This is a genomic window from Streptomyces griseorubiginosus (genome assembly GCF_036345115.1).
Taxonomy (GTDB): Bacteria; Actinomycetota; Actinomycetes; order Streptomycetales; family Streptomycetaceae; genus Streptomyces; species Streptomyces griseorubiginosus_C.
Window position 1 is genome coordinate 288,741 of the sequence record NZ_CP107766.1, and the last position, 19,338, is coordinate 308,078.

The window sequence follows — 19,338 nt, forward strand, 5'->3', positions numbered from 1 at the left end:
CCGTGGTGCGCGTTCGGTCGGTGCCCTCACGCTACGACCGGTTCCGGACAATCCACTTCCGGTATATCTCGGCGCCGCCTAATCTGCCGGGGTGCCGACCGAGCTCAGCCCGACCGCGCGGGCCCTGCGCGCCCTGGAGATCCTCCAGTCGCGTACCGCGGGAGTGACGGCCGACGAGCTGGCCGCCTCCCTCGGGGTCACGGAGCGGGCCGCACGCCGTTATGTCGGGATCCTGCGCGAGGCGGGCATCCCCGTGCACTCGACCCGCGGCCCGCACGGCGGGTACCGGCTGGGACGCGGGACCCGGCTACCGCCTGTGCTTTTCACGCAGTCCGAGGCGCTGGGCCTGGTCATGGCGGTCCTCGACGGTCAGCCGGCGGCCGCGGACCTTGATGCCGACGACCTCGTCGCCACCGCCCTGGGCAAGGTCGTCCGGGCACTGCCCGAGAGCGTCGGGCGGCAGGCGGCCGCCCTGCGCGAGCACGCTTCGGCGTCACCCGACCGGCACGCCTGCCGTCCGGACCCCGCACTCACGAGCACGCTCGTCACGGCGAGCGCGCTGCGGCGCCGTGTGCGGGTCACGTACCGCAGCGACGCCGGCAACGAGTGGGAGGCCGAGGTGGATCCCTGGGCGGTCGTCGTCCGCTACGGCCGCTGGTACCTCCTGTGCCACTCCCACCGCGCGGACGCGATCCGCACCTACCGCATCGACCGCATCCGCGCGGTCCTCGCGAGCGCCGACGGCTTCGAGATGCCGGACGGCCTCGACCCGGTGGCGGTGCTGGAGGAGAACCTGGGTCAGGGATGGGCGTTTTCCACGCGGGTCGTGTTCGACGCGCCGATGGACGAGGTACTGCCCTCCATCCACCCGCCCATGGGACGGCTCGAACCCTTCGAAGACGGCTGCGTACTCGTCGGCAGCACCAGGAACCCGGCGATGTACGCACAGGAATGGCTGGCTCGGCTCCCGTTCGCCTTCCGCGTCGAGGGCGGACCGGAACTGCGCGCCGCGGTGGCAGCGCTCGCCACGCGCTTCACCGCCGCCGTCGCGGACAAGCCTTGAGCATGCACATCCGGCAGCGGCCCGGCACCGCCGGTGCGGTGCCGGGCCGGTGAGGAGCTGTTGGGCGGCATCAGCCCTGGCCAGGAGCTGTTGGGCGGCGTCAGCCCTGGCGAGCCTTGAAGCGAGGGTCCTTCTTGTTGATCACGAAGGTCACGCCCCGTCTGCGCACCACCTGCGCTCCGGGCTTGGCCTTCAGCGAGCGCAGGGAATTGCGCACCTTCATAGCGGCCTCCTTGTCGGGCCTTGCGGGGATCGGACGGCTCGGGCCGTCAGGGACGGACGGGAGCGGTACGGCCGTAGCGCCGCTCGAAGCGCTCCACTCGGCCCGCGGTGTCCACGATGCGGGAGGTGCCGGTGTAGAACGGGTGACTCGCCGACGAGACATCCACGTCGACCACCGGATACGTGCTGCCGTCCGCCCAGACCACCGTGTCCTGGGCGTCGAGGGTGGAGCGGATGAGCAGTTGGAACCCCGCCGCACGGTCGCGGAAGACTACGGGGCGGGAGACGGGGTGAATGCTGGACCTCATGGGTGGTGCCTCCTTCGCGGAACCTCGGTCGAGGACTGAGGCGGGTGTCATCGTGTCTCGCGGAACAGAACGTGCCGGCCGGCCACCGGGTCGTACTTACGCACGACCAGCCGGTCGGGGTCGGCCAGACGGTTCTTGCGGGTCACGTAGGTGAAGCCGGTGCCGGCCGTCGACCTGAGCGTGACGACGGGCCGCGTGGTGCTGCGTGCCATGAGGACTCCTTCCACCACCACCGAGTGCTTTGACTCGGTCATGTCATGCAGTGGTCTCAACAAGGCCGTACGGCGAGTCATTCCCGACGGCCGACTGCGGCGGCGAACAGCGCGGTCTGCCGCAGATGCTCGATGTCCGCGACAGTGCCCTGCCAGGAGCCAAGGGCGCCACCCCGGGAAACAGCTCCTCGGGCGAAAGCGCCACCTCGGCTGCAAGACCCCTGGCCGGAGCTCAAGCCGCGGCGTCTCCTTCGGCATCGGCGATCAGACGTCAGCCGTGGCCGACAAAGCTCAGGCCGTACAAATTCAGCCCAACTGCATGATGTTCATTCTGTGCCTTGCATGGACCTTGCTACTCGATCTCAGTCAAAGAAGAGTGCTGCGAGCCGTGGAAGACGGCGCCTCATCTGCTCTTCATCTTCGGGGTCCCAGTTCCATTCCTCACCCCGCGGCTTGTCCGGACGCGCCATGCCTCGTAGCGCAGTCTCGACTGCTGTATCGAGTGAGTCGGTCTCCCCTTGAATCCTTTGGTATGCATCCGAGATCAAATAACTCACACACTCATAGCCGATCCAGCCCCCTTCCTCGCGGCTCATGCGGGTGACCGTAGGCAAGTCGGCAAGAAAGTCGGGATTTTCCACCGCGCGGCTGAACGTGTCTCGCCCGAGGAGAATCAGCCCGCCACGGAAGTCCCTGAAGCCGTCATTCGAGTAGCTGCCCTCAATCAAATAAGCGGCCATGCACAAGGAATATTGATAGGCCGAATCCTCCACCTCGACGTACTTGACGTAAAAGTCAACGATCTCGGCCGGTTCCAGTCCGGCAAGGACATCGACCAGCGCCTCGGGCAGTGGATCATCTGCCAGTTCGCGATCGTCGGCACGGTCACCGACCGCAGCCCGAGCCCTCTCGACAAGTCCCCACCACTCATTTATGTGCATGAGGGTGATCATAAACAGGCCCCAAGACCACCCGTCCCACCACAGTAGCCAAGTACGCAGAGCTTCATAATGCAGAGGGTCCCGCGGGTGAGGCATGGGCTGGGAGTTGCACGCCATCGCGACCTCCGCCGGCCATCTTCACGAGTCGGAATTGCCGGCGCCGCCTGACCGCGGCTTGGATGCATCGACACGGACAGCGCCGTCATCAACCACAGGTAAGGGCGCCCGATCATCGTGACAGACGTCAAAGTCACCTACGACGAGACCGTGGACGCAGCGTACGTGTACCTCACCGCACCACAAGCCCACGTGACGTCCGCACGCATGTATCCCTGCGATCCAGTGGACGGCATCGAGGTGTTGGCGGCCAGTTCAAGAAATGGGCTCAGTGCAGCAGCCAACCTCATGACTTGGGGAGTTCCCCGCGCTCGGTGATCATTCGCATCCATCCCTCCAGGGTGGCGACGAAGTCTTCGAGATCGGTAGTGGTGTAGGAGGCTCCCTCATGGTCCCAGTCAGGGTCGAGGACGACCACGCGGAAGCCGCAGCCGTAGTACCAGCCGGCGTCGATATTGATCTCCCGAGCCTGCAGGCCACCTTTCCGCACCGCATCCTGCTCAGTCAGCCACGGCGGTCGCACGGTACGTACCCAGAACAGGTCTTCGGAGTCGTTGACCTCGACTCTGCCATCCGGCAGGCGCCGGGCCAGCAGCGTGTTGTAGACGACGTTCCAGCCCATGGGAACGCGCAGCGGGAGCAAACTCCACTCCTCGGAAAAGGCCTCGGCCAGCGGGGATCGAGGCGGAAGCCCGAAGATCGCGTCCATGCGCCGACAGCATAGCCAGGAGGTTCGTCCTCCACCCGGGTCGAGGCTCGAACGACGCCCCTGCTCGAGGCGATGTCCGCGGAACCACCCAGTGCCTGCTCGCTGCCTCCTACACTCCTGGCGTGTCTGATACGTCGTACCTCTTCCACGTTTCGTCCGTGCGCAATCGGGAGTCGATCGCCCGGCACGGACTGGATTGGACCCGGATGGGTGCCGCTCGCGGCGTCGCCGGCAGCCGCCGTCCTGAGGTGGAGGGGATCTTCGTCTGTCGGAGCGAGGAGGACGCGGAGTTCTTCCTTCTGATCAACAACACCGGTGGACCGGTTGATGTCTGGTCCGTCGACGGCATCGATGAAGGGTTGCTCCTCGACAACGGCAACGGATTCGTCTACCTGCCCGACCGCATACCAGCCGCGCAAGTCCGTCTGGTGCGGTCGGACGTTCCTCCGCAGCATGGTTTTTGAGTTGGCGCGGCACTACGGGCCGGGAGCGGCCCCTGCACGTCGGCTGCCGCCGGGCCCGCGAGGATTGAGCTGGGTCTTTGCCAGCACTTACGTCGCTCCAGAGCACGGCCGATGAGTTTGTGGCTCCCGTCCGGTCCACACTCGTGACACCTGAGAAAGGACACCAGCATGTCGGAGCTTCTCGTCGACTTCATCACCACCCTCGACGGCTACGCGTCAGGAGAGGGATGGCCCGGGTTCTGGGGCCTCGAAGGCCCGGAGTACCTCGCATGGCTCGGTGAGCAGCCTGCGGTTACCTACCTGATGGGAGCGAAGACCTACCGCCTGATGTCGGGCTTCGCCGCAGGCGAGGTTCCGCAGGGCCAAGACGACTTCAGGCCCGAAGAAGAGGCGTCCGTCGACCAGCTCACGCAAGCGTCCAAGGTGGTGTTCTCCTCCTCACTGGAGGAACCACTCACGTGGGCCAACTCCACACTCGTGCGCGACGACGCAGTCGAGGCGGTCCGCGCCATGAAGTCGAGGGGCTCGGGGCTCCTCAGCACGATCGGCAGCCTCAGCCTGTGCCGGTCCCTGCTACGAGCCGGACTCGTCGACCGCTTCCGGGTCGTGATGTTCCCGGTGATCACCGGGGCCACGGGCGAGGAACGCATCTACGACGGTTATCCGGACGTTGCCCTCGAGATGATCGACCACCGCACCTTCGACGGCCGCATCCAACTGGTCGAGTACAAGCCTCGCGTGCTCGACCACCCGCCGCTCGGCGTCCCTGCCTGACGTGGGAGTTGACGCCGCAGCAATCAGGCAAGGAGTCAGAGAAGGGCCCCACGCGCCAGGTGCCCGGGCGGGCAGGAGCAGGTCATGGACGTCTGGCAGACTCCGAGGCATGCGAATGTTCAAGCGGTCCAACAAGGCGGAGAGTGCTGGTCAGGCTGGGGAGCAAGCCGACTTGAGCGCGCTTGTGCGGCAGGGCGAAGACATGATCGAGCAGCTGGCTCAGGCGCACATGTCCTGGGGGCTGGGATCGGCCGACCGCTGGGATCTGGACCAGACGACCGGCGTGATCTCCTGGACGTTCCCGGACAAGACAGCGACAGCACCCGCTCAGATCCTCGGCAGTTTCAGCCCGGGCTCGGGCTCATGGCTGTGGGCCTGGGCCAACAAGAGCATCCTGCCCGACATGAGCCGCGACGCCCGCAGTTTCCGGGACTGGGCGGAGGCCAACGGGCATGCTGCCCTTGCCCAGCCGAAGGTCAGCGCCGATGCTCAGTCTGCTTCGACTCTCGTGGCCTTGGCTGTCCGAGTCACCGGAGCAGCCGGCTATTACAAAGGCCCGGGAAGCAACTCCTCCGTCATCATCACGTTCGGACCGGTCACCCTGACCAACGCAGACGGCAGCACCTCCAGCTTCTCTGCCCGCCAGGTCCATGGGCCCCTTGTTGGGTAGGCAGCTGAGGCCGATCAAAATGACCTCATGGCTGGTTGCTCCTCAGGAAACCGGACCTCTGCGACCGGCGGGGGGCGGACGAGTGCGAGGCGCGTCCACGCTTGAGAGGAGAACTCCGAGGGGCGGAGACGACATAGGTCGCGTAGCCGGAACAGCTGTTGGCCATGGTCACCCCGGACGAGAAGTTCGATCACCGGTCACCGGAGCGTTCGGCGCGGCACTGCCTCGTCCTGCCAACGGTAGAGGTCGCGCAGCAGGGAAATCTCGGCGCCGTGATGGATCAACTCCCTGTTGACGTGAAGGACCCTGTTCTCCAGGGGAAACCGCTCGGGACCCGCCGTGGGCGGATTGTCCAGGTCGGCGTCCGAGAGTTCGCGGACCCCCGCGTTCCATCTCCCGTACATCTCGTCGAGCTGTCTCAGCGCCTCGTCAGCGGTCCCCGCGTAGGCGAAGGACTCTGATTCGATGTCCTGGCCGCCGAAGTACCATCCGACCCGATAGCCCAGGCACGAGACGATGATGTGCGCCAGCCGCCAGGCAATCGTGGTCACCGGTGCCGGCTCCGGCACCGTCCCGGGGGACGCGGAGTCCATCGTCCATGCCCCCGAGCCTTCCGTCATCGGTGCGGCGGACGTGCCACGCGGGCGGATGCTCCAGCAGCCGCGCACCGGCTCCCAGAAGTACTCCTCGTCGGTCAGACCGTCCAGCCGCGGCCGCAGGTTCTTGCGCCAGTACCAGTCCAACTGTTCCGCGAGCCGCTCGCCTCTTGTCATTTCCGCACACTACATACAAGAGGCCGCGCCCCAGGGAGCGGGCCCTGGGCCCATCGGCACGGACAAGAAGGCCGGGAACGGCCGCAACCGGCACCCAGCTGCGCTTCACCGACGCCGACGGCATGCGCCTGACCTGCTGCGCACCAACACCCACCACATCCGGATCGCCGAACTGGGGCTGCGCCACCCCCAGAGCGCGAAGGCCAAGGACCGTATCCGCACTGCCCGAGCCACCGGCCTGCGCCGCATCCTCCGCTTCGCCAGGCACTGGCCCTGGGCCGACCTGATCACCGATGCTCTGCACCGGCTCGCAGCACTGCCAACCCCCGGCTGACCAGCCACTCCCCGTCTCTACGAGCAGCTCCACCCAGCCGGAGCGGCGGAAACCGGCGCCCGCGACAGCCGGGCCACCGGCCCGCCTGCCTGCGCCACGCCACCTCGACGGGCCCGCCACCCCATGAGCGATCCGGCTTTCCGGCGGACCAGCAGGGGTCACCTGCTCCGCGGGCCTGCGGGCCTGCGGGCCTGCGGGCCTGCGGGCCTGCGGGCCTGCGGGCGGACAACGCGGCCCAAAAGCCGGCCGTTCCGCTGCCGGTCACGAGGACATCCCGGTGTTCGGCGCGTCCCGTCGTGGGCTCTCCTGATGCACGCGAGGAGCCGGTCCGGAGTCGGAGCTCCGGACCGGCGGTCCCAGGGTTGCGCAGTGCGCGTCAGCCGATGGCGGGCACCGGAGCGGGGGCCGGTTCCGGGGCCGTCCTCGGGGCGTCGGCCTCGTCGGCGGGGGTGTAGGGGATCTCCCCGCGCAGAACGGCCTTGGCGCGGTCCTCGTCGAGCTGGCCCTCCCAACGCGCCACGGCGATGGTGGCGACGCCGTACCCGACGGTGCTGGTCAGGGCGCGGGCCTCGGACATGAAGCGGTCGATGCCGAAGATCAGCGCCAGCGCGGCGACCGGCACGTGCGGGATCGCGCTGAGGCTCGCGGCCAGGGCGACGAATCCGGAGCCGGTGACGCCGGCGGCGCCCTTGGAGGTGAGAAGCATGACGGCGAGCATGGTCAGTTGCTGGCCGAGGCTGAGGTCGATGTCCAGCGCCTGGGCCAGGAAGACCGCGCCCGTGGTGAGGTAGATCGCCGTGCCTTCGAGGTTGAAGGAGTAGCCGGCGGGGACCGTCAGGCCGACGACCGGCTTCGAGGCGCCGAGGTGCCCCAGCTTGTCGATCAGCCGCGGCAGGACCGGCTCGCTGGACGAGGTGCCGAGGACGATGAGCAGTTCGTCCTTGATGTAGCGGAGGTAGGGCAGCAGGCGCAGCCCGTTGAGGCGCATGACCGAGCCGAGGACGACCAGGACGAAGACGAGGGCCGTGAGCCAGAACGAGCCGACCAGCAGGAAGAGGTGACGCAGGGTGTCCAGGCCGTAGTTGCCGATCGTGAACGCCATCGAGCCGAAGGCGCCGACGGGCGCGAGCCGCATGACCCAGCGGATGACGATGAACATCACCTTGGAGAGGCTCTCCACCCCACGCTTGATGCCCGTCCCGGCCTCACCGGCGGCCTGGATGCCGAAGCCGAAGATGATCGAGACCAGCAGTACCGGCAGGATCTCCTCGCCGGTCATCGCGCTGACGAGGGTCTGCGGGATGATCGAGAGCATGAAGTCGGCGAAGGTCTCGTGCTGAGCCGTGGCAGCCTCGGGCAGCCCCGACGTGCTCAGCGTGCTCGGGTCGACGTGCAGGCCTTCGCCCGGCTTGACGACGTTGACGACGACCAGGCCGATGACCAGGGCGATCGTGGTCAGGATCTCGAAGTAGACCAGCGCCTTGAGCCCGACCCGGCCGACGGCCTTCATGCTCTCCAGGGAGGAGATGCCGTGGACCACCGTGCAGAAGATGAGCGGTGCGATGGTCATCTTCACCAGGGCGATGAAGCCGTCGCCCAGGGGCTTCAGCTCGGCGCCGAACGACGGCCACAGCCAGCCCACGGCGGCGCCCGCGAGGACCCCGATCAGGCACTGAACGTAGAGGTGGGACAGCATCCGCCGGATGCGGCCCGGTGGTGTGGCGACGGTGGCCTGGGCAGCTTCTTTGCGGCTCATGCGGGGCGTCCTTCCAGGACGGGAACGAGGAGTTCGGCTCGGGCGATGCGGCGGGCGGCGCGGTGCAGCAGCACCGTGGGGGACGCACTGTCCGGTGCGGTGACGGTCTCGGCGGTGATCACGCCGGCGGGGGTGCCCAGGCGCAGCGTGCCTTCGGCGGTCTGCCGGGCGACACGGTGGGCCAGCGTGCCGGGGATGGCGGCCGCGGTGGCCAGGGCGACGGCCGAGGTGAGGCCGATCGCCGGATGCGGGGCGTGCATGGAGACCATGCGCACGGCCAGGTCGTACTCGTCCTGAGCGACCAGAATGCCGTGGGTGGTCCGATACGAGGCGGGTCGGGCCACCACGCCGACCTTCGGCACCGCGTGGCCGATCGGGTCGTTCTCGTCGACCAGGCCCATGGCGAGGGCCGCCTGCCGGCGCAACACGGTGAGGGCGGGCACCACGCCGGCGAAGTCGTCGAGGGTCGCGCCGCCGTCGAGGCCGAACGCCTTGGCCTCGAAGAGCGCGGCGGGAGCCCCGGCGTCGACGCAGGACACCTCGACCGGTCCGCCGGGCCCGGGCAGGGTGTCCACGACATGCCCCGTGGGCAACGTCCGGCCCGTGGTGGAGCCCGCCGGGTCCTGGAACCCGAGCAGCACCGGCACTCCAGGTGCGTCGGTGCCCGGCACCCTGGCCGTGCCCTCGTCCGGGGCGGCGCGACCGGGGGTGGGGATGGTGCCGGTGAGGCGGGCCCCGGTGTTGACGTTGCGCATGCGGACGGTGGTGGACTCCGACGTGATCGGTACCAGGCCGTGATGGACGGCGTACAGGGCGACGGCGGTGGCGCAGTTGCCGCAGTTGCTGGCCCACTCGACCCGCGCGTCGCCGATGCCGACCTGCGCGAAGGCGTACTCGATGTCGACGCCCTGCTCGCTCGACGCCTCGACGACGGCGGCCTTGGAGGTGGTGGAGGAGGCGCCGCCCACGCCGTCGATCTGGCGGGGGTCGGCAGCGTTGAAGGCCGCGAGCAGGAGGGTGTCGACGTCCACGCCGGTGGCCACCACGTCCTGGCGGTCGAAGATCCAGCACTTACTGGTCCCGCCGCGGATCATCTCGCCCTGCAGACGCAACACAACAGACTCCTTGTGGATGCCCGGACGGCACTTCCGTGCGGGGTGCGATCCACAGTGAGCGACGGCAGCGTGAAGTACAATCTCGGAAATCTGCATGGGTATTAAGTTGAAGTTAACGCCGGAGGTGGCACGGTGCTCGACGTACGGCGCATCCTGCTCTTCACGGAGGTGGCCCGCCGCGGCTCCGTGTCCGCGACCGCACGCGCCCTGAACTACACCCCGTCAGCGGTGTCGCAGCAGGTCAACCGCCTGGAGGAAGAGGCCGGACAACCGCTGCTCGAGCGCCATGCACGGGGCGTCACCCTCACCGATGCGGGGCGCGCGCTGGCCGAGCGCGGGGAACGGATCGAGCGCGAGCTGAAAGCCGCGGACAACGAACTCGCCGACTTCGCGGGACTGCGCACGGGCACGCTGCGTGTCGGCACCTTCCCCACCGCCGGCGCTTCCCTGCTGCCCCGAGCGGTGATCACCTTCCGTGAGGCACACCCCGGCGTACGGCTGACTGTGCGCAGCGCCCGGATCGCCGGCCTCTGGTCGATGCTGGAGAACCGGGAAATCGAGATGTCCCTGATGTGGGACTACGACTGGTGCCGCATCGAGCGGGCGGACGCGGTCGTCACCCCGCTCGCCGACGACCCTCCGGCGCTCCTCGTCGGCGACAGTCACCCCCTCGCGGGCCGCGCCTCTGCCACCCTTGCCGACCTCTCGGACGACCCGTGGATCACCCGCGCCGACAACCACCCGGTGGCCGAGGCACTCGAACGCAGCTGCCGTGCCGTCGGCTTCGAGCCGCAGATCGCCTACGAGGCCCACGACTACCAGGAGGCCCAGGCCATGGTCGCGGCCGGCATCGGCGTCGCGCTGGCCCCAGCCCTGGCTCTGGAGGGCCTCCGCTCCGGCGTCAGCATCCTGCCCCTGCAGCCACCCGCCCCGGTCCGCCGCATCCTGCTGGTCCGCATGGCCGACCACGCCCTCACACCCGCCGCCCAGACCTTCGCGAGCCTGCTGCGCGAGAGTGCCGCGGCGCGGACCTCCCTGCGCCGTGACGCCGACCCTCGTCTGTAGGACGCGTCCTCGCAATCCTGCACGCCGACCCCGCGACAGGCCCGCCAGACGGCCGTCCCGCCGCGCCCCGTCCAGTCGTGCGCAGACCGCGAGCCGGCCGCTCCGCTGTCTCCGAGGCGTCGTCACCCTCCGGGACGATGCGCAGCCCAGGGTCCGACTCAGCCGCCGGCACGGTCCCCTCACCGGCTCTGCCCCGCCGGTTCCGAAGCAGTCATGAGCCCGCCGTAGCGCGTACTGACAGTGTGTCGCGGTGCGTATGTGCCGCAGACGTCAACGCCGCTGACCAATCGGCAGCCAGGCCGACGGTGCCCCAACCCGAGCCGCGATTCCTGAGCCGCTCACAAATGCGGTCGCGGACGGTCGTACGCGTCAATCGGCGGCCTCCAGACCGACCGCCAGCGTCAGTTCGAGGACCCGGTGCGGCGACGCGAGATCCGGAAACAGCTCCCGTAGCTGTGACATCCGGTACCGGACGGTCTGGGGGTGGACGAACAGCGCCGCCGCCACCTCCTCCCGTCTGCCCTGGTGCAGCAGCCACGCCCGCAACGTCTCCTCCAGCCGCCGCGCGGTCGCACTCGGCAACGCTGCGAGCGGTGCGAGGGCGCGGGCACGCAGATCCGCGAACGCGTCCTTGTCCGCGCTCAGTACCAGCTCGGGCAGGTGGTTTTCGGTGTCGCGGATGTCGGCGGAGAGCAGGCGCGCCCGGAGGGCTCGTGCGTACGACGCGGACGCACGCGTCCATGGCCGGGCCGGGCCGACCACGGCATGGCGCTCGGTGAGCTGTCGCAGGAGATGTGACCGGTCGGCGTCGGGGACGAGCAGTACACCGGTGGAGTCCGGCAGATCGTCCAGGACGAGAGTGGTCGCCTCGAGGGTGCGGTAGGCGGGCCGGGCCTGGGCGGCGGGCAGCAGGACCGCGGTCAGCGAAACCGGCGGCTGCCACCCGGCCCGTTGGGCGGAGGCCAGCAGTACGTCCGGGCTCGCGCCGGCGAGGAGGTCGCGGGCCAGGTGTTCCAGGTGGCGCTCGTGCGCCCGGCCGCGGGCGGCCAGTTCGTCGGCGTGGCCCGCCGCGCTCGCGGCGGACAGCTCGTCGATGTAGGCGAAGGTCAGCTCGGCGAACTTGGCGACCTCGGCGGCGGGCAGACCCGCGGGTACGGCGCCCGCCGCCAGGCATCGCCAGGCCACGCGGGCACCCACGCGGTAGGCACTGAGCAGAGCGTCCATCGAACGGCCGTCCCGCACCTCGCCACGGCCCAGCTCGTAGGCCGCGTCACCGCCGTCACCGCCCGTGGCGTTCCCGCTCGCCAGGTCGAGATAATGTCCCAAGGCCGTGCGCACGGCCCGGCGGATGGTGGCGCCCATGTGGCCCGAGAGCGCGTTGGCGTAGGGCGGGACCTCGTCGATGATCGCCTGGACGACCTCGTCGGCGGTGGTCTTCAACGCGGCCCGCAGTACGGTGACCGTCGTCTCATCCAGGGCCAGCTCGCTGGCCCTCTGCGTCACATGACTCACGGATCTATTCCCTGCGAACAATTCAGCCCACCAGATTTACGTCCTTCGGTCAGGACTTTACGCCCTGAGGCACAGCAAGCTGGAGTCATGACGAGTACTGCCCTGCGCAGCAGGGCGTGGAAACTGCTGGAGATGGTCACGACGCCGCTGCTGCCGTCGGACTACCTCGACCTGGTCAGCCCGCTGCGGGCGGGTGCTGACCTGCGGGGGCGCATCGAGGCCGTACACCCCGAGACGGGTGACGCCGCGACCATCGTGATCAGACCGGGACGGGGCTGGCGCGGCCACACTGCGGGTCAGTACGTGCGGATCGGGGTCGACGTCGACGGGGTGCGCCTGTGGCGTGCCTACTCCCTCACCTCGCCGACCGACCGCCCGGACGGCCGCGTCACGATCACCGTGAAGGCGATCCCGGACGGCAAGGTCAGCAACCACCTGGTCCGCAGGGCGCGACCGGGCACGCTGATCCAGCTCGACCAGGCGACCGGTGACTTCGTACTGCCGCGGGCCAAGCCCGCCAAGGTGCTCTACCTGACGGCCGGCAGCGGCATCACGCCCGTCATGGGCATGCTGCGCGACACCGAGTTCGACGACGTCGTCATGGTCCACTGCGCGCCACGGCCCCAGGACGTGATCTTCCGCGGCGAACTGCACGACCTGGTCGCGGACGGGAAGCTGCGGCTCACCGAGGTGCACACCGACACGGACGGCGTGCTGGACATCGCCCGCCTCGACGCACTCGTGCCCGACTGGGCCGAGCGCGAGACCTGGGCCTGCGGGCCCGCGGGCCTCCTCGACGCCGCCGAGAAGCACTGGAGCGACCACGGCGTCCCGGAGCGCCTGCACACCGAACGCTTCCGCCCCACCATCGTCGCCGCCGGCGACGGCGGCGGCGAGGTCACCTTCAGCACCACCGGCACGACCGTCGACGCGGACGGCGCCACGCCGTTGCTGGACGTCGGCGAGGCGGCCGGTGTGCTCATGCCCTCCGGGTGCCGTATGGGCATCTGCTTCGGCTGTGTCTCACCCCTGAAGGCGGGCGCCGTCCGCGACCTGCGCACCGGCGAGATCACCGAGGCCGAGCCGGGCGTCCTCATCCAGACCTGTGTGTCCGCCGCGGCGGGCCCTTGCGACATCGAACGGTAGGAACCCCTTGACCGCTATCGACCCCACCGCCCACCTGACCGCTGAGCAGATCGAGGAGCTCGGCCGCGAGCTGGACGCGATCCGCGACGAGGTGATCGCCGGCCGCGGCGAGAAGGACGCCGCGTACATCCGGAAGGTCATCGGTGCGCAGCGCAAGCTCGAACTGGCCAGCAGGGCAGTGCTGCTGTTCTCGATGTTCCCGCCCGCATGGGTGATCGGCACCGCCGGGCTGTCCGTGGCGAAGATCATGGACAACATGGAGATCGGCCACAACATCCTGCACGGCCAGTGGGACTGGATGCGGGACCCGAAGATCCACTCCACCACCTGGGAATGGGACCACGTCTCGCCGGCCGACCAGTGGAAGCACTCGCACAACGAGCTGCACCACACGTACACCAACGTCGTCGGCAAGGACAACGACCTCGGCTACGGCATCATGCGCGTCGACGAGGACCAGAAATGGCACCCGTTCCACCTCGGCCAGCCGCTGTGGAACTTCATCAACGCCTGCTTCTTCGAGTACGGCATCGCGGCCTACGACCTCGAACTCGGCAAGAACCTCCACAAGCGCCGCCGCAAGAACCCGGAGTTCCGCGCGCGGGCCAAGGCCGTGGGCCGCAAGATCCGCAAGCAGGTGCTCAAGGACTACGTGATCCACCCGCTGCTGTCGGGCCCGTCGTTCCTCCCCACGCTCGCCGCGACGTTCACCGCGAACCTGGTCCGCAACGTCTGGTCCCACTCGGTGATCATGTGCGGGCACTTCCCCGAGGGCGTGCAGGTCTTCGAGCGCCGGTCGATCCGGGGCGAGACGCGCGGCCAGTGGTACCTGCGCCAGATGATGGGCTCGGCGAACATCAGCGGCAGCAAGGCCATGCACTTCATGACCGGCAACCTCTCGCACCAGATCGAGCACCACCTGTTCCCGGACCTGCCGAGCAACCGGTACGCAGAGGTCGCGGTGAAGGTGCGGGCTCTGTTCGAGAAGTACGAGCTGGAGTACGTGACCGGACCGCTGCCCAAGCAGGTCTTCTCCGCGTGGCGCAAGGTCTTCCGGCTCTCGCTGCCGAACAAGAAGGAGCCCGTGGTCAAGACGCCGGAACGCGAGAAGGAGCTTGTCGCCGCCTGAGTCCCGGGAGGGTCGGGATCTCTCGGCCGTCCGACGGGACGGCCGAGTGTCGTCGTACGGCGAGTGTCGGCTGCCGGGGCAACCCGGTGGCCGACACTCCGTGCGGTTGGCCGGTCCGACAACCCGCCATGTCAACCAGGTTGGCCCCGGCCGATGCTGCGGGCTCCGCCCCTGTCCCGCCCGATTGATCGCTAGAACTCGCCGGTCGCTCCCGTCCTCACGAAGCGGACGACGCAGTTGCGCATGTGGGCAAGAAACTCCGGCACGCTGTCCGCGATCCGGTCGAACTCCGCGTCCTCCATGGAGGCGGTCCGAGAACGGTGGATCGCGCCGCCCCAGTCGGCGACGTACAGGTTGCCGCCGCCGCTCGAAGCGATCACCATGCCGTGGGGGTCATCGGCTTCTGGAAGGAAGACGGCGCCGTGCTCTGCCAGTCTGTCCAGGACGTCACGCGCCGAGTGGATGAAGCAGCCGTTGCCGACGTCTGGCAACACCACTTCTCCGAACGACTCGTAGAACGTCAGCAGATCCTCGCATCCCAGGGGCTCCTGGCTGTATGCGCGGGCAGCCCGAAGGTCCTCTTCATCGGCGTCCCGGACTTCGTTGGTGCCCGGCTCGTAGCCGTAGGTCTGCTTGAACGTCAAGATCATGCAGCTCAGCGCATCCGTGATCTCTTCACGCCATTGCGAGAGCCACGAAGCCGAGTAGGGGACCTGATCCATGGCGCGGATCATGCCACCGACGCCTTCGGCACGAGCCCCCGCCCCTCGCCGGTCCCGCAGCAGCCGGCCACTTGGCCGGTCACCCGCTGCTGTGGCCCATGTCCTGCCCTACAGCCCAGGCCCTCAGCCGGGTGACGGCCTCGTCCCGCGACAACGGGCCGCGTTCCAGATGCAGTTCCTGCAGATGGCGTGTGGCCGCGCCGATCAGCGGGCCGGGAGGCAGGTCGAGCAGGTTCATGATCGCCTTGCCGTCCAGGGCCACCGGAACATCCGGGAGCCTCCTGTACTTCTCCGACTCCGCGGCGGCACGCGCCGCTCTCTCCCGCTCCGCCAGCTGTTCCTGATGCCAGTCGTCGTAGGTTGCCGCCCAACGGGCCCTCCGGCCGGCCGACTGCCAGCCCTCCAGGTCCTGTTCCCATCCGAGCCCCAGCACCCGGAACAGATCATGGCCCTCGGCTTCCTCGGAGGCGCTCACGACGACATCGAGTTGGGCGAGCGCGCCATTGATCGGCCAGCTCTCCCGTGGGCGGGTGAAATCCTTGGCATGGACCGGGCCCCACACCACCGCGCCCATGTGCCATACGGCAGCGGTCTGGTACCCGTCCCCGCCATGGAAGTCCGCCTCCACGCAGGCGACCGGCCCGCCCTGCGACCACGCCCTCACAGCCTGTTCGAAGGACGGGGACATCATCGTGACCGGCACCAGTCCCATGCCCTGCCGGAGCGGGGCGACCACCTCTGCCCCCATCGCGGCGGTCCGGCTCCTGAGCAGGTCGAAACGTCCAATGACGGCGTTCAACTCGTACGACATTCCCGCAGGCTAGCCGTACGGCCGCGACCCCGATGTCCGGTCCATGGCGTCATAGCGGCAGTGATCGTCGGCCTGCCGGCCGGGCGGCGCCACGCCGGTCTCCTGCTGCGGCTGAGAAGTCATGGGCGCGCGACTTCCGCGTGGGCCGCCTCGATTTCGGGCGCGCATGCCTCAGGGCGGTCCCGCGCCCGGCGTCGGGCCGGCCGGCGGGACCGCCGTACAGCAAAGGAGCGGACGGTCGAGGGGACCGTGCACGCCAAGGCTCAGACGCTGTCCACGTCGGTCGTCGCCAGCTTGCCGTAGACCTCGGGCCGGGTGCGGCGGATGCGTACCGCGTAGACGACGCCCGCCAGGAACACCGCCGGCGTGAGTGCGACCAGGCTCCAGTTGACCGCCGGGCCGGCGCCGGTGAACAGGTCCAGGCGGCGGCAGACCAGGACGGTGGCGGCGGTGAGGAGGATGCCGGCCGCGGCGGGCGCGGCCAGGGTGCGGACGGGCCCCTCGCCGTGCTCGGCCCTGTTGCGGCGGAAGAAGGCGACCACCGCGAAGGCCGCCAGGGCCTGGAGGACGAGGATGCCGACCACACCGGGTGTGTTCACCCAGAGGAAGAACTTGGTGTAGGGGTCGACGCCGATCGCGGCGAAGACGGCGACGACCACGGCGGCCAGGACGCTCTGCGCGACGCCGGCCACCCACGGCGAGCCGTGTCTGGGGTGCACACGGCCCAGCGAGGCGGGGGCGACCCGCTCGGCGGAAAGGGCGTAGACGTACCGGGTGATGGCGTTGTGGAAGGCGAGCAGGGCGGCGAGCACGCTGGTGACGATCAGGACGCGCTGGACGTCGCTGGCCCAGCCGCCGACGTACTGGGTCATGGCGGTGAAGAACATCTCCGCCGGGTTCTTCGCCGCGGCGGCCACGGCCTGGTCACTGCCGAAGGCCTGCACGATGATCCAGGAGATGAAGGCGTAGAAGAGGCCGAGGAAGCCGATCGCGAGGTAGGTGGCGCGGGGCACCGTGCGGTCGGGGTCGCGGGCCTCCTCGCGGTAGATCGCGGTGGCCTCGAAGCCGATGAACGCGGCGACGGCCAGACCGATCGGCCCGCTCATCCCCGAGACGAAGACCTTCGAGGGGGCGAAGGAGTCGAAGGTCAGCCCGCTCGCGCCCCCCTTGACCAGGACCGCGCCGGCGAGCAGCGCCAGGATGGCGGTCTCGGCGATCAGCAGCGCCGCCAGGACCTTGGCGCCCAGGTTGATGGAGCGGAACCCGAGGAGCCAGACGACCGCGATCCCCGCGAAGGCGTACACCGGCCAGGGCAGGTCGACGCCGAGGAGGTCGTTGGCCGTGGTGGAGGCGAAGAAGCCGAAGGCCCCGAACATGCCGATCTGCAGGGAGTTGTAGGAGAAGACCGCGAGCAGCGCCGCACCGAGCCCGGCCGGACGCCCGAGACCGCGGGCGATGTACGAGTAGAAGGCACCCGCGTTGCGGATGTACGGCGTCATCGCGGTGAAGCCGACCGCGAAGAGGACCAGCACCACGCCGACGGCGAGATAGGCGGCCGGGGCGCCGATGCCGCCGAAGAGGATGGCCAGGGGCGCGACGCCGGCCATCACGGTGAGCGGGGCGGCCGCGGCGACGACGAAGAAGACGATGTCGGCGACGCCGAGCGAGCCGCGTTGCAGGTGAGGGCTCGGGTCGGCGCCGGTGGCCGAGGGTGGCTGCTGGGGAGCGGTGGGGACGAGGGGCTCGGTCATGAGGGTCTCCGCGTGGTGCGTGTGGTCGAGCGAGTGGGTGGGATGTCGGAGACACACGGGCCGGTGGTGACGACAGGGGGCTATCGTCTCCCGGCGCCCGTGTGCTGGGAAGCGGCGGCATGGGTGCGACGGCCCGCGAGCCAGGTGCCCAGGACGGGCAGCTGTGCGAGGTCACCGGGGGCGGTCCCGACCGGGTCGGCGGCGAGATGCACCAGGTCGGCGCGCATGCCGGGGCGCAGGACGCCCCATTCCTTCTCCTCGAACGCCTGGTGGGCGCATCCCGCGGAGTACAGGGCGAGAGCTGTGCGGATGTCGATCCGCTCCTCGGGGAGCCAGCCGCCCGCGGGTTGGCCGTCGGGCGTCTGGCGGGTCACCGCGGTGGCGATGCCCCGCAGCGGTTCGTGCGCGGTGACCGGCCAGTCGCTGCCGAACGAGAGCCGGGCGCCGGAGGCGAGCAGGGCGGCGATCTGGTACTGCCGCGCGCCGCGTTCCGGGCCGATCCTCGGCAGGGTCAGCTCGGTCATCAGGGGGTCGGGCTGGGCCCACAGCGGCTGGAGGTTGGCGATCACCCCGAGCGCGGCGAAGCGGGCCAGGTCGGCGGGGTCGATCAGCTGGGCGTGCGCGACGACCGGACGGCGGTCCCGGGCGCCGTTGGCGCGGGCGGCGGACTCGATCGCGTCCAGGGCGCCCCGTACGCCGGCGTCGCCGATGGCGTGCAGGTGCGCGCGGAAGCCGAGCGCGTCGGCGGCGGTGACGGCTTCGGCGAGTTCCGCGGGGGTCCAGTTGGCGATGCCGTGCGAGTGCGGGCAGTCGGCGTAGGGCTCCAGCAGGGCGGCGGTGCCGGACTCGATGACACCGTCGGCGAAGAACTTCACCGTCCGGGCGGTCACCAGTCCGGGAGCGGAGCTCTCCACCCGGTCGCGGTCGGCGGCGAACCGGGTGATCCGCTCGCGCCAGTCGCCGGGTTCGAGGACGAAGGCGAGGTCGGCGCGGACGGGGAGTCCGGGCCCGGTGGTCGCGGCGGTGACCCAGACGTCGGCCTGGTGGGGTTCGACCCAGGCGTCCTGCACCCAGGTCACGCCGGCCGCGGCGAACCGGGCGGCGGCTTCGCGCAGCGCGGCCACCTGGGCCTCGTGGGTGGCCGGAGGGATGAGGGCGAGGACCGGGCCGAGGACCCCGAACTCGCGCAAGGTGCCCAGCGGCTCCGCGCTCCCGTCCCGGCGCAGGATCTCCCCGCCCACCGGATCCGGAGTGTCAGCCGTGTAACCGGCCCGGCGCAGTGTCTCGCTGTTCACCCAGGCGGTGTGGTGGTCCATGGTGCGCAGGACGACGGGGCGGTCGGGTACGGCGGCGTCCAGCCACCTGGCGTCGAACCGGCCGTCGGGGGCGAGCCACGGGTCGAAGCCGTCCCCCGTGATCCACTCCGCGTCCGGGTGCTCGGCGGCCCAGCGCCGTACGGCCTCGACGATCTCCTCGACGCTCGCCGTGCCCCGGACCGGGACCCCGCCCAGCGCGAGGCCGCCCATGACGGGGTGCACATGACCGTCGCCGAACGCCGGCAGCAGCGCTCCCCCGCCGAGATCGACGACTTCCGTACGAGGCCCCCTGGCCGCCAGTGCGTCCGCGCCCAGGGCGGTGATCCGGCCGTCGGTGACGGCGAGGGCGTCGTGGACGGGCGTGTCCGCGTCCCCGGTCCGGACGGTCCCTGCGATGAAGACGATGTCGGCGTGCATGGCGTGTGGCA

The 19,338-nt window shown here is 69.6% G+C and carries 20 protein-coding genes and 1 pseudogene; 8 read left to right on the plus strand and 13 right to left on the minus strand.

The features are described 5' to 3' along the window. The first annotated feature begins 91 nt into the window (after positions 1–91). Complete coding sequence (locus OHN19_RS01355) at positions 92–1,063, plus strand: helix-turn-helix transcriptional regulator (RefSeq protein WP_330262291.1); 972 nt, start codon at positions 92–94, stop codon at positions 1,061–1,063. A 100-nt stretch (positions 1,064–1,163) separates the two neighbouring features. Here OHN19_RS01355 and ykgO read toward each other — a convergent pair whose 3' ends face one another. From ykgO to OHN19_RS01380, 5 genes are all read right to left on the minus strand, one after another. After that, the gene (ykgO, locus tag OHN19_RS01360; RefSeq protein WP_014669332.1) at positions 1,164–1,286 is read right to left on the minus strand and encodes a type B 50S ribosomal protein L36; all 123 of its coding nucleotides are present in this window, start codon (positions 1,284–1,286) and stop codon (positions 1,164–1,166) included. A 46-nt stretch (positions 1,287–1,332) separates the two neighbouring features. After that, a complete protein-coding gene (locus OHN19_RS01365; protein ID WP_330262292.1) occupies positions 1,333–1,593 on the minus strand; it encodes a type B 50S ribosomal protein L31 in 261 nt (86 codons plus the stop codon). 47 nt (positions 1,594–1,640) lie between these two features. Further along, complete coding sequence (gene rpmG, locus OHN19_RS01370) at positions 1,641–1,805, minus strand: 50S ribosomal protein L33 (RefSeq protein WP_330262293.1); 165 nt, start codon at positions 1,803–1,805, stop codon at positions 1,641–1,643. Positions 1,806–2,167: 362 nt separating this feature from the next. Beyond that, the gene (locus tag OHN19_RS01375) at positions 2,168–2,746 is read right to left on the minus strand and encodes a DUF4240 domain-containing protein (protein WP_330262294.1); all 579 of its coding nucleotides are present in this window, start codon (positions 2,744–2,746) and stop codon (positions 2,168–2,170) included. A gap of 403 nt (positions 2,747–3,149) precedes the next feature. Then, positions 3,150–3,572 (minus strand): hypothetical protein, encoded by a 423-nt coding sequence (locus tag OHN19_RS01380; RefSeq protein ID WP_330262295.1) that lies wholly within the window; start codon positions 3,570–3,572, stop codon positions 3,150–3,152. A 122-nt stretch (positions 3,573–3,694) separates the two neighbouring features. Here OHN19_RS01380 and OHN19_RS01385 point away from each other — a divergent pair, with 122 nt between their 5' ends. The 3 genes from OHN19_RS01385 (at position 3,695) to OHN19_RS01395 (ending at position 5,480) form a co-directional block, all read left to right on the plus strand. Continuing rightward, positions 3,695–4,036, plus strand: coding sequence for a hypothetical protein (locus tag OHN19_RS01385; RefSeq protein ID WP_330262296.1), 342 nt, complete (start codon positions 3,695–3,697; stop codon positions 4,034–4,036). A gap of 168 nt (positions 4,037–4,204) precedes the next feature. Next, positions 4,205–4,810: a dihydrofolate reductase family protein gene (locus tag OHN19_RS01390; RefSeq protein WP_330262297.1), complete on the plus strand. Its 606-nt coding sequence runs from the start codon at positions 4,205–4,207 to the stop codon at positions 4,808–4,810. A 109-nt stretch (positions 4,811–4,919) separates the two neighbouring features. Further along, on the plus strand, positions 4,920–5,480 hold the full coding sequence (locus OHN19_RS01395) for a DUF6882 domain-containing protein (protein ID WP_330262298.1): 561 nt from the start codon (positions 4,920–4,922) through the stop codon (positions 5,478–5,480). A 197-nt stretch (positions 5,481–5,677) separates the two neighbouring features. On the opposite strand, the gene OHN19_RS01400 is transcribed toward OHN19_RS01395, so the two are convergent. Continuing rightward, positions 5,678–6,253: a DinB family protein gene (locus OHN19_RS01400; protein ID WP_330262299.1), complete on the minus strand. Its 576-nt coding sequence runs from the start codon at positions 6,251–6,253 to the stop codon at positions 5,678–5,680. 89 nt (positions 6,254–6,342) lie between these two features. On the opposite strand from OHN19_RS01400, the pseudogene OHN19_RS01405 reads away from it, so the two are divergent. Beyond that, positions 6,343–6,587: pseudogene (locus OHN19_RS01405) on the plus strand (IS1380 family transposase); the annotation flags it as partial. 376 nt (positions 6,588–6,963) lie between these two features. Here OHN19_RS01405 and dctA read toward each other — a convergent pair. Continuing rightward, a complete protein-coding gene (gene dctA / locus OHN19_RS01410) occupies positions 6,964–8,343 on the minus strand; it encodes a C4-dicarboxylate transporter DctA (protein WP_330262300.1) in 1,380 nt (459 codons plus the stop codon). Next, positions 8,340–9,458, minus strand: coding sequence for a PrpF domain-containing protein (locus tag OHN19_RS01415; RefSeq protein ID WP_330262301.1), 1,119 nt, complete (start codon positions 9,456–9,458; stop codon positions 8,340–8,342). The genes dctA and OHN19_RS01415 overlap by 4 nt, the downstream gene beginning before the upstream one ends. 132 nt (positions 9,459–9,590) lie before the next feature. Between OHN19_RS01415 and OHN19_RS01420 the strand changes: the two genes are divergently transcribed. After that, complete coding sequence (locus tag OHN19_RS01420) at positions 9,591–10,523, plus strand: LysR family transcriptional regulator (protein ID WP_330262302.1); 933 nt, start codon at positions 9,591–9,593, stop codon at positions 10,521–10,523. Between the two features lie 369 nt (positions 10,524–10,892). Here the strand turns inward: OHN19_RS01420 and OHN19_RS01425 are convergent, their stop codons facing one another. After that, on the minus strand, positions 10,893–12,035 hold the full coding sequence (locus tag OHN19_RS01425; RefSeq protein WP_330262303.1) for a helix-turn-helix domain-containing protein: 1,143 nt from the start codon (positions 12,033–12,035) through the stop codon (positions 10,893–10,895). A gap of 87 nt (positions 12,036–12,122) precedes the next feature. Between OHN19_RS01425 and OHN19_RS01430 the strand changes: the two genes are divergently transcribed. Together OHN19_RS01430 and OHN19_RS01435 are read left to right on the plus strand one after the other, a co-directional pair. Then, entirely contained in the window at positions 12,123–13,181 is a 1,059-nt protein-coding gene (locus OHN19_RS01430) for a ferredoxin reductase (RefSeq protein WP_330262304.1), read from the plus strand. Positions 13,182–13,188: 7 nt separating this feature from the next. After that, a complete protein-coding gene (locus OHN19_RS01435) occupies positions 13,189–14,310 on the plus strand; it encodes an acyl-CoA desaturase (protein WP_330262305.1) in 1,122 nt (373 codons plus the stop codon). 191 nt (positions 14,311–14,501) lie between these two features. Here the strand turns inward: OHN19_RS01435 and OHN19_RS01440 are convergent, their stop codons facing one another. The 4 genes from OHN19_RS01440 to OHN19_RS01455 form a co-directional block, all read right to left on the minus strand. Further along, on the minus strand, positions 14,502–15,044 hold the full coding sequence (locus tag OHN19_RS01440) for a hypothetical protein (RefSeq protein ID WP_330262306.1): 543 nt from the start codon (positions 15,042–15,044) through the stop codon (positions 14,502–14,504). Positions 15,045–15,111: 67 nt separating this feature from the next. Beyond that, positions 15,112–15,843, minus strand: coding sequence for a hypothetical protein (locus OHN19_RS01445; protein WP_330262307.1), 732 nt, complete (start codon positions 15,841–15,843; stop codon positions 15,112–15,114). Between the two features lie 263 nt (positions 15,844–16,106). Beyond that, positions 16,107–17,594 carry an APC family permease gene (locus OHN19_RS01450; RefSeq protein WP_330262308.1) on the minus strand — a complete coding sequence of 496 codons (1,488 nt, stop codon included), beginning with the start codon at positions 17,592–17,594 and terminating at the stop codon, positions 16,107–16,109. A gap of 80 nt (positions 17,595–17,674) precedes the next feature. Beyond that, positions 17,675–19,327, minus strand: a complete 1,653-nt coding sequence (locus OHN19_RS01455; RefSeq protein WP_330262309.1) for an amidohydrolase — start codon at positions 19,325–19,327, stop codon at positions 17,675–17,677. Positions 19,328–19,338 lie beyond the last annotated feature (11 nt).

Coding starts and splice junctions, on each gene's coding strand:
- ykgO (WP_014669332.1), bottom strand. CDS start 1,286: ATGAAGGTGCGCAATTCCCTGCGCTCGCTGAAGGCCAAGCCCGGAGCG.
- OHN19_RS01365 (WP_330262292.1), bottom strand. CDS start 1,593: ATGAGGTCCAGCATTCACCCCGTCTCCCGCCCCGTAGTCTTCCGCGAC.
- rpmG (WP_330262293.1), bottom strand. CDS start 1,805: ATGGCACGCAGCACCACGCGGCCCGTCGTCACGCTCAGGTCGACGGCC.
- OHN19_RS01375 (WP_330262294.1), bottom strand. CDS start 2,746: ATGCACATAAATGAGTGGTGGGGACTTGTCGAGAGGGCTCGGGCTGCG.
- OHN19_RS01380 (WP_330262295.1), bottom strand. CDS start 3,572: ATGGACGCGATCTTCGGGCTTCCGCCTCGATCCCCGCTGGCCGAGGCC.
- OHN19_RS01390 (WP_330262297.1), top strand. CDS start 4,205: ATGTCGGAGCTTCTCGTCGACTTCATCACCACCCTCGACGGCTACGCG.
- OHN19_RS01395 (WP_330262298.1), top strand. CDS start 4,920: ATGCGAATGTTCAAGCGGTCCAACAAGGCGGAGAGTGCTGGTCAGGCT.
- OHN19_RS01400 (WP_330262299.1), bottom strand. CDS start 6,253: ATGACAAGAGGCGAGCGGCTCGCGGAACAGTTGGACTGGTACTGGCGC.
- dctA (WP_330262300.1), bottom strand. CDS start 8,343: ATGAGCCGCAAAGAAGCTGCCCAGGCCACCGTCGCCACACCACCGGGC.
- OHN19_RS01430 (WP_330262304.1), top strand. CDS start 12,123: ATGACGAGTACTGCCCTGCGCAGCAGGGCGTGGAAACTGCTGGAGATG.
- OHN19_RS01440 (WP_330262306.1), bottom strand. CDS start 15,044: ATGATCCGCGCCATGGATCAGGTCCCCTACTCGGCTTCGTGGCTCTCG.
- OHN19_RS01445 (WP_330262307.1), bottom strand. CDS start 15,843: ATGTCGTACGAGTTGAACGCCGTCATTGGACGTTTCGACCTGCTCAGG.
- OHN19_RS01450 (WP_330262308.1), bottom strand. CDS start 17,594: ATGACCGAGCCCCTCGTCCCCACCGCTCCCCAGCAGCCACCCTCGGCC.
- OHN19_RS01455 (WP_330262309.1), bottom strand. CDS start 19,327: ATGCACGCCGACATCGTCTTCATCGCAGGGACCGTCCGGACCGGGGAC.